7 protein-coding genes are annotated in these 9,337 nt (G+C 71.6%); all 7 read left to right on the top strand.

What is annotated here, in order from left to right:
* The first annotated feature begins 273 nt into the window (after positions 1-273).
* The 7 genes from AB0F10_RS11145 (at position 274) to AB0F10_RS11115 (ending at position 9,301) form a co-directional block, all read left to right on the top strand.
* Positions 274-1,452, top strand: a complete 1,179-nt coding sequence (locus AB0F10_RS11145; RefSeq protein WP_360622502.1) for an ROK family transcriptional regulator — start codon at positions 274-276, stop codon at positions 1,450-1,452.
* Positions 1,449-3,020 carry a sugar ABC transporter ATP-binding protein gene (locus AB0F10_RS11140; RefSeq protein WP_360622495.1) on the top strand — a complete coding sequence of 524 codons (1,572 nt, stop codon included), beginning with the start codon at positions 1,449-1,451 and terminating at the stop codon, positions 3,018-3,020. Before AB0F10_RS11145 ends, AB0F10_RS11140 begins: the two co-directional genes overlap by 4 nt.
* A 55-nt stretch (positions 3,021-3,075) precedes the next feature.
* A complete protein-coding gene (locus tag AB0F10_RS11135) occupies positions 3,076-4,170 on the top strand; it encodes an ABC transporter permease (RefSeq protein ID WP_360622493.1) in 1,095 nt (364 codons plus the stop codon).
* A 61-nt stretch (positions 4,171-4,231) separates the two neighbouring features.
* Positions 4,232-5,275, top strand: a complete 1,044-nt coding sequence (locus AB0F10_RS11130; RefSeq protein WP_360622491.1) for a substrate-binding domain-containing protein — start codon at positions 4,232-4,234, stop codon at positions 5,273-5,275.
* A 36-nt stretch (positions 5,276-5,311) separates the two neighbouring features.
* Positions 5,312-6,496, top strand: a complete 1,185-nt coding sequence (locus tag AB0F10_RS11125) for a Gfo/Idh/MocA family oxidoreductase (protein ID WP_360622489.1) — start codon at positions 5,312-5,314, stop codon at positions 6,494-6,496.
* Positions 6,497-7,000: 504 nt separating this feature from the next.
* Positions 7,001-8,092, top strand: coding sequence for a xylose isomerase (locus AB0F10_RS11120; protein ID WP_360622487.1), 1,092 nt, complete (start codon positions 7,001-7,003; stop codon positions 8,090-8,092).
* Positions 8,093-8,293: 201 nt separating this feature from the next.
* Positions 8,294-9,301: a sugar phosphate isomerase/epimerase family protein gene (locus tag AB0F10_RS11115; protein ID WP_360622485.1), complete on the top strand. Its 1,008-nt coding sequence runs from the start codon at positions 8,294-8,296 to the stop codon at positions 9,299-9,301.
* The last annotated feature ends 36 nt before the right edge of the window (positions 9,302-9,337 follow it).

Below are 9,337 nucleotides of genomic sequence, written 5' to 3'. Positions count from 1 at the left end.
CCGAGACTGCAGTCCCCCCGTGTCCCCACCCGACCCGCGCCCCCCCCCGCGGCCGCGGCCGCCTGCCTTTTGTCCCGCCGAACGGCCCGGGCGGCCCTCCCGCGGCGGGGACGCGACGTGCCGCGGAGGTGATCCGCGGCGGCCACTTTTGAATCAGGCGACAAAAGTTTGCCAGAATCAACGAGAAGGTATGGACGTGCCCTGCGGAAGGGCCCTAGTGTGACGTGCGTGACGCCGCACTGTTTCAGCGGTGTGAACGGCCCGGAGGTGCCCGTGCATGTCATCGACGCTCCCCACCTGCGCCTGTTGCGCCTGTTACGGGACGAGGGGCCGATTTCGCGAGCCGAGCTCGGCGATCGACTCGATCTGACCCGGCCCCGCCTGCTCGCGGAGGTCGAGCGGCTCGTCGCCGCCGGCTACATCGCCGAGGCGGGCATGGCCGCCTCCCGGGGCGGCCGGCGCTCCACCCTTGTCGAGTTGCAGCCGCAGCTGCGCTTCGCCGCCGTCGACCTCGGCGCCAGCTCCATCGACATCGAGGTCACCAACGGCCGGCTCGAGCCCGTCGCGACGTACCAGGAGGCGGCGGACATCCGATCCGGGCCCAAGGCGATCCTGCACCGGGTCAACGAGCTGCTCGCCAAGGCCCGCACCGACGGCGCCTACGAGCGGCTCGACGCCGTCGGCATCGGGGTCCCAGGCCCGGTCAGCTTCCGCGACGGGGTCCCGGTCTCGCCGCCGATCATGCCGGGCTGGGACCGCTATCCGGTCCGGGAGTCCCTCGCTCGCGAGCACGGCTGCCCGGCCGTGGTGGACAACGACGTCAACATCATGGCGATCGGGGAGCGGCACGGCGGGGTGGCCCACTCGGTCGACGACTTCCTCTTCGTCAAGATCGGCACGGGCATCGGCTGCGGCATCCACCTCGGCGGCGGCGTCTACCGCGGGGTGGACGGCTGCGCCGGCGACATCGGGCACATCCAGGTCGACGCGCACGGTCCGATGTGCTCGTGCGGCAACGCCGGCTGCCTCGAGGCGCTCTTCAGCGGCGCCGCCCTGGCCCGGGACGCCCTCGCCGCGGCCCGCAGCGGGGAGTCGCCGGCGCTGGCGGAGCGCCTGGCCATGGGCGCCGAGATCGGCGCCCGCGACGTCGCCGACGGCGCCGCGGAGGGCGACGTCACCTGCATCCGGCTCATCCGCGACGGGGGGCGCCGGCTCGGCGCGACCCTCGCCACGCTGGTGAGCTTCGCGAACCCGTCGATGATCGTCATCGGGGGCGGCCTCGCTCAGCTCGGCCACATCCTGCTCGCCGAGATTCGCAGCGTGGTCTACCGCAGGTCGCTGCCGCTGGCCACCGGCAACCTGCCCGTGGTGCTCAGCGAGCTGGGCGCCCGGGCCGGCGTGAGCGGCGCGGCGGTCCTGGCCAGCGACACGGCCTTCGAGCAGGCGTCATGACGGCCCCGGAGGAAAGGGCCGAGCCCACGACGGCCGAGCCCGCCGCGGCTGAGTCGGTCGGCGAGGTTGTGCTCAGGCTCGAGGGCGTCGTCAAGACCTTCCCCGGCGTGCGGGCGCTCGACGGCGTCGAGCTCGAGGTCCGGGCCGGCGAGGTGCACTGCCTGCTCGGGCAGAACGGCGCCGGCAAGTCCACCCTCATCAAGGTGCTCGCCGGCGTGCACCACGCCGACGAGGGCAGCGTCACCTGGCTCGGCGAGTCGTTCGCCCCCGCCAGCCCGCAGGCCGCCATGCGCGCCGGCATCGCCACCATCTACCAGGAGCTCGACCTCGTCGACGACCTCTCCGTCGCCGAGAACGCCTTCCTCGGCCACGAGGAGAGCCGCGGCGGATTCCTGCGCCGCCGCTCCACCGCGGCCAAGACCAGGGAGATCCTGGGCCGGCTGGGGCACGCGCACATCTCCCCGCGCAGCCTGGTCCGGTCGTTGCCGGCGGCCGGCAAGCAGATCGTCAGCATGGCCCGTGCGCTCTCGCACGACGCCAAGCTGATCGTCATGGACGAGCCCAGCGCCGTGCTCGCCCACGACGAGGTGGAGAACCTCTTCCGGATCATCCGGGAGCTGACCTCGCACGGCATCGCGGTCATCTACATCTCGCACCGGCTCGAGGAGATCCGCGACATCGGCGACCGGGTCACCGTGCTCAAGGACGGCCGGACCACCGCGGCGAACCTGCCGGCCCGCGGCACGCCGACCCGGGAGCTGGTCAGCCGGATGACCGGCCGCACCATCGAATACGTCTTCCCGCCCCGGGTCGAGGCCACGCCGCGGGAGCCGCTGCTCGTCGTCGAGGGGCTCACCCGCGACGGGGAGTTCGCGGACGCGTCGCTCACCGTGGGAGCGGGGGAGATCGTCGGCATCGCCGGGCTGGTCGGTTCGGGCCGCTCCGAGCTGCTGGAGACGATCTTCGGGGCGCGCCGGGCCGACCGCGGCACGGTCACCCTCGACGGCAAGCGGATCACCACGATCGGCGCCGCGGTCAAGCACGGCATGGGCATGGCGCCCGAGGAGCGAAAGAGCCAGGCGCTGCTGCTCGACCTGCCGATCTACCGCAACATGACGCTGTCGTCCTTCGCCGGATACGCGCGCGGCGGGTTCACCGACACCGGCAGGGAGCGGGCCGCCGCGTCGCAGACCGCCGACCTGCTCGAGCTGCGCCCCCGCGACGTGGGCCGCGCGGTGCGCACGCTCTCCGGCGGAAACCAGCAGAAGGTCGTCGTCGGGCGATGGCTGCTCGGCGGCACGAAGCTGCTGCTGCTCGACGAGCCGACCCGGGGCGTTGACGTCGGCGCCCGGGCCGAGCTCTACCAGGTCATCCACGACCTCGCCGCCCGCGGCGTCGGCGTGCTGCTGGTCTCCAGCGAGGTGCCCGAGGTCCTCGGCCTCGCCGACCGGGTGCTGGTTATGCGTGAGGGGCACCTCATCCACGAGGCGCCCGCCGACGAGATCGACGAAGCCACGGTTCTGGACCTCGTGATGGCGGGGTCTCTCATGGAAGGGGATGCGGCATGAGCGACTGCACCGAGCGCAGCGAGGGCCAGGAGCGCATGCCAAAGGGGACACAGTCATGACGGATCAGAGCACCAGGCCGAGCGCGCCGGCGCAGAACCCGCCGGCAGACACCGCGCCGAACGGCGTTAAGAAGGCCGGCCGTGGCAGGCCGCGGGCCGACTGGCTCAAGGGCGACGGCGCCGAGCCGCTGCGGCGCAATCTGGGGCTCGTCGGAGTGCTCGTCATCCTGGTGATCATCGGGATCATCACCAGGCCCGAGCTCTACGGCGACGGGACCTGGGTCAAGAACAACACGTTCACGATCCTGCAGCAGGCCTCGGCGATCGGCGTCGTCACCGTCGGCATGACCTTCGTGATCATCGGCGGCGGCATCGACCTCTCGGTCGGCGCGATCATCGCGCTAGCCGGCGTCTGGTCGACCACCCTCGCCACCCAGAGCTACGGCGCCGTCGGCATGATCTTCACCGCGATCGTCGTCGGCATCGCGGTCGGCCTGGTCAACGGCGTGCTCATCTCCTACGGGCGGCTGGTCCCGTTCATCGCGACGCTGGCCATGATGGTGGCGGCCCGCGGCCTGGCGGCGCAGATCTCCGGCAAGCAGACGCAGGTCTCGACCAACGCGACGATCAACAGCATCGCCACCACGAAGCTGCTCGGCATCCCGCTGCTGGTCATCATCCTGGGCGTGGTGGTGGCGGCCGGCTGGGTCCTGCTCAACCGCACCACCTTCGGGCGGCGCACCGTCGCGGTCGGCGGCAACACCGAGGCCGCCCGGCTGGCCGGCATCAACGTGCGCTGGCACACGGTCCTGCTCTACGCCCTCTCGGGGCTGTGCTGCGGCATCGCGGCCATCATGCTCACCTCGCAGGCGACCAGCGCGCAGGCCGCGATGGCGAACCTCTACGAACTCGATGCGATCGCCGCGGCGATCATCGGTGGCACGCTGCTCAGCGGCGGCCGCGGCACCATCATCGGCGCCCTGTTCGGGGTGCTGGTCTTCTCCACCATCACCAACCTCTTTGCGATCAACAATCTCTCCACCGAGGTTCAGAACATGGTCAAGGGCGGCATCATCGTCGCGGCCGTGCTCATCCAGCAGTTCCGTTTCCGCTCCGTGACACAACTCCTCGGGCGCAAGCCCACCTCCTGAGCAAGCCCCCCATATACAGGCGACCGGCAACGGCCGCCCGGTCACCCCTGGGAGAAATCCGATGAAAGATCTGTCCCGCCGTCGCATCCTCTTCGGTAGCGCCGCCCTCGGCGCCGGCGCCCTACTCACCGCCTGCACCAGCAACGACCCGGGTGAGAACACCCAGATCAAGAACGAGGACACCGACAGCAACCCGAACGCCGCCGCCGGCACCAAGGTCGTCATCGGGTTCTCCGCGCCGGCCGCCGACCACGGCTGGGTGGCCGCCATCACCAACAACGCCAAGGCACAGGCCCAGGCGTACTCCGACGTGGAGTTCAAGAGCGTCGAGGCTGGCGCGGACGCCGCCGCGCAGCGGGCCGCGATCTCCACGCTCATCGCGCAGAAGCCGAACGTGATCGTCCTGCTGCCGCACGACGGCAAGGAGCTCAACTCGGTCGGCCTGGAGGCCATGAAGGCCGGCATCCCGGTGGTCAACCTGGACCGGGCGTTCCCCGACCAGGCCGCCTTCCGGCTGCAGATCAAGGGCGACAACTTCGGCATGGGCCTGGCCGCCGGCACCTACATCAGCGCGCAGCTCAAGCTCAAGGGCGTCAGCAACCCGATCATCGGTGAGATCCCCGGCATCGACTCGCTGGAGCTGACCCAGGAGCGCACCCGCGGCTTCAACGAGGCGCTGGCCCAGAACGGGTTCAAGGTCGCCAACCGGCGCCCGGCGGAGTTCACCGCCGACAGCGGGCAGAAGGCCGCCACCGAGCTGCTGCAGGCCCTGCCGAAGATGGACGCGCTCTGGAACCACGACGACGACCAGGGCATCGGCGTGCTCGCGGCGATCAACCAGGCGGGCCGCAAGGAGTTCTTCATGGTCGGCGGCGCCGGTTCCAAGGCGGCCATCGAGCAGATCGCGGCCGACAACAGCGTGCTGAAGGCGACGGTCACCTACAGCCCGTCGATGGCCTCCTCGGCGATCTCGCTGGCCCGCCTGATCGGCCAGGGCAAGGGCATGTCCGACCTGGTCGAGCTGCAGGTGCCCAAGGAGATCACCCTCGCCTCCGAGACGATCACCAAGGAGAACGCGGCCAAGTACGCCAAGCTCGGCTTCTAAGCGGATCCGTCCATTTCATTCGTAAAAGGAGATCTGATGGGGCAGCTGCGGGTCGGCATGGTCGGCTACGCGTTCATGGGCGCCGCGCACTCACAGGCCTGGCGCACCGTCAACCGCGCGTTCGACCTGCCGCTGTCGGCACGGATGTCGGTCGTCTGCGGCCGCGACGAGGACAAGGTCGCGGCCGCGGCCGCCAAGCTCGGCTGGGAGTCGCACTCCACCGACTGGCGGGAGGTGGTCCAGCGCGACGACATCGACCTGGTGGACATCTGCACGCCGGGGGACACCCACCGGGAGATCGCGCTCGCCGCGCTCGCCGCGGGCAAGCACGTGCTCTGCGAGAAGCCCCTGGCCAACTCGGTGGCCGAGGCCCGCGAGATGGCGGAGGCCGCGACGCAGGCACAAGCGCACGGGGTACGGGCCATGTGCGGCTTCAACTACCGCCGGGTTCCCGCGGTCGCGCTGATGCGGCAGCTCGTCGCCGCCGGCCGGATCGGGAAGATCCGCCACGTGCGGGCCGTCTACCTGCAGGACTGGATCGTCGATCCGAAGTTCCCGCTGGTCTGGCGCTTGCGTAAGGAGGTGGCCGGATCGGGGGCGCTGGGCGACATCGGCGCACACATCGTCGACCTCACCCAGTACGTCACCGGCCAGGCGATCACCGAGGTGAGCGCGCTGACCGAGACGTTCGTCCGGGAGCGCCCGCTGCCGGGCGAGGCCGCCGGGTTGTCGGCCTTGGGCGACGGGGGCGCGGGCTTCGGGCAGGTGACCGTCGACGACGCCGCGCTGTTCCTGGCCCGGCTCGACGGGGGAGCGGTGGCCACCTACGAGGCGACCCGCTTCGCCACCGGCCGCAAGAACGGGCTGCGGGTGGAGCTGAACGGCTCGCTGGGCACGGTGGCGTTCGACTTCGAGCGGATGAACGAGCTCGAGTTCTACGACGCCGCGCTGCCCGCCACCGAGCAGGGCTTCAGCCGGATCCTGGTGACCGAGCCGGAGCACCCGTACCTGGCGGCGTGGTGGCCGCCGGGGCACCCGATCGGCTACGAGCACTCCTTCACCCACGAGATGCGGGACCTGATCGCCGCCGTCGCGGCGGGCGAGGACCCGACCCCGTCGTTCGCCGACGCGCTGCGGGTGCAACTCGTCCTCGACGCGGTCGAGCGCTCGGCCGCGGCGTCGGCCTGGGTTCCCGTGGAGGCGGCCCTGGCGGTCGTCTGAGAAACAGACCTCCGCCGTACGCCGTGAGGGCCGGCACGGTTGCGCCCCGTGCCGGCGGGCGTACGACGGAGCGGCTGTCCGGCATCGACCGACCGGGGTTCCCGGCCGGTGCCGGACAGCCGCGGGACATCCGCACGGGCGATCGTTCGGTGCGTGTCCAAGTGTGCAATTGATGAACGGATAACGCTCTCTTCGTGGGTGTGTCGGCTTGCCCCGAAGGGAACGCATGGGCAGCTCATCGGGGCGGGTCCATCGGCGAGAGCCGATGGGGCCGCCCTTTGTGGATCACATCTGCGCCGGTCGCGGAGTCGCACGGCGCGTACGCCGCTGATCCGGCAGGCGGTCGAGTCTCGTATCCGAGGGCAGACAAACCACGGATGGAGGCGTCATGGCACCCCGTCGGTCCGCCACGACAGCCCGCGGCCAAATGATCCATACTGGACGCAGCACGAACCGATGCACGTGCGAATGCACGAGTGACGCTCCGCTCCAGGAGGGATTCTGATGCGTCTGCGCCACCATTCGGGCCGGGTCGTCCACTTGAGCCACGGCGCGAACGTACGGCCTGCCCGGGATCTCCCGGCCGTCGTCGAGCACCTCGACGCGTACGCCGCCGTCCGTGACCGACTCGGCGTGGAGACCCTCGGGGTGAGCCTCTGGCTCCCGCCCACCCTCGCCGCCGCCCTCGCGATCGACGGTCGCTCCCGTACCCGGCTGCGTGCCGAAATCGAAGCCCGCGGGCTCGAGGTCGTCACGTTGAGCGGAGTGCCCTACGCCGAGGGCGGCGACGAGGACCCCGACTGGAGCCACCCGGCCCGGCTGGAATACACCCTCGACCTCGCCCGCATCCTCACCGACCTGCTGCCCGAGGACGCCGTCCGCGGCGCGGTCACCACGACCGGCCTCGGCCCGCGCGCCGGCTGGGACGCCGCGAAGCAGAAGGCCGCCGACCGGATCCTGTCCCGGCTCTCCGCCGGCCTCGCCGAGGTCGCCTGGCACCAGGGGCGCGCCGTCCGCGTCGGCTTCCAGCCCGCGCCCGGCCTCATGCTCGACGGCGTCGAGTCGATCGTCGGCGCCTTCGCCCGGCTCGACCGCGAGCGCCTCGGCGTCTGCCTGGACCTGGCCGCCCTCGCCTGCACCTGGGAGGAGCCCATCGGGGTCCTCGACCGGCTCGCCACGGCCGGCATCTCGATCATCCGGGTCCAGGTCGCCGCGGCACTCGAGGCCGCCGATCCGGTCGCCGCCGCCGAGCGGCTGCGCGGGTACGCGGAACCCGGCCGCCGCCACCCCGTCACCAACCCCGACGGCGGCCACGCCGGCGACCTGACCGAGGCGCTCGAGGGCACCCTGCCCGGCCCCTGGCGCGTGCTCTGCCCCGTACCGTTGCACAACCCTCCGGGCCCGCCGCTCGCGGCGACCACCGAGGTCTGGCGCGCGGCGCTGCGGCACCTGACGACCGAGGGCTCGGTCGGCACCGAGCACCTGGACGTGGAGACCTCGGGCCGCGACGACGCCGCCGCCCAGATCGCGTACGCGAAGAGCGCCCTGGGTGAGCTCGGCCTCTCGCCGCCGGCCGAGGCCTGGGCCGTGCACTGACCGCGGGACTTTCGCGGCCGGGGCCACCGCTCTAGAGTCGGTGCAGGCACTGCCGCGACGGGCGGGCCGGCCGGGAGGCGCAAACCCGGGCCGGGCCACCGCGTCCCCGCGGCCGTGCCCACCCGGCCTGCCGCCTCACGCAGGCCACCGGAACCCCTTTCGTGCGGTCGCGACCCACGCGACCGCGGACAGGGAGATGACATGGCCCGACCCATAACGCTCTTCACCGGCCAGTGGGCCGACCTGCCGTTCGAGGAGGTCTGCCGGCTGGCCTCCGAGTGGGGCTACGACGGCCTGGAGATCGCCTGCTGGGGCGACCACTTCGAGGTGGACCGGGCGCTGGCGGAGAGCGACTACCTCGACCGCAAACGCGAGCAGCTGGCGAAGCACAACCTGCAGGTCTTCGCGATCTCCAACCACCTGGTCGGCCAGGCGGTCTGCGACCATCCGATCGACGAGCGGCACGAGGGCATCCTGCCCGCCGCGATCTGGGGCGACGGCGACCCCGAACAGGTCCGGCAGCGGGCCGCCGAGCGGATGAAGGACACCGCGCGGGCGGCCGCCCGGTTCGGCGTCGACACCGTGATCGGCTTCACCGGCTCCTCGATCTGGCACACCGTGGCGATGTTCCCGCCGGTGCCCGAGTCGATGATCGAGCGCGGCTACCAGGACTTCGCCGAACGGTGGAACCCGATCCTCGACGTCTTCGACGCCGAAGGGGTCCGCTTCGCGCACGAGGTGCACCCCAGCGAGATCGCGTACGACTACTGGACCACCCGCCGCACGCTCGACGCGATCGGGCACCGGCCGGCGTTCGGGCTCAACTGGGACCCGTCGCACTTCGTCTGGCAGGACCTCGACCCGGTCAACTTCATCCTCGAGTTCGCCGACCGGATCTACCACGTCGACTGCAAGGACGCGAAGGTCCGCACCGGCGACGGCCGCCGCGGCCGGATGTCGTCGCACCTGCCCTGGGCCGACCTGCGCCGCGGCTGGGACTTCGTCTCGACCGGGCACGGCGACGTGCCGTGGGAGGACTGCTTCCGGGCGCTCAACGCGATCGGCTACGCCGGCCCCCTCTCCATCGAGTGGGAGGACGCCGGCATGGACCGCCTCGTCGGTGCGCCCGAGGCGCTGCAGTTCGTCCGCCGGCTGGCGTTCGACCCGCCGTCGGCCGCGTTCGACGCCGCCTTCTCGTCCTCGTCCTGAGCGTGCAAGGCCCGGCCCATGATCATGGACCGGGCC

The organism is Actinoplanes sp. NPDC026623 (assembly GCF_040638275.1).
GTDB lineage: Bacteria > Actinomycetota > Actinomycetes > Mycobacteriales > Micromonosporaceae > Actinoplanes.
Note: the sequence above shows the minus strand (reverse complement) of the source record. Positions and strands in the feature narration are given on the sequence as shown.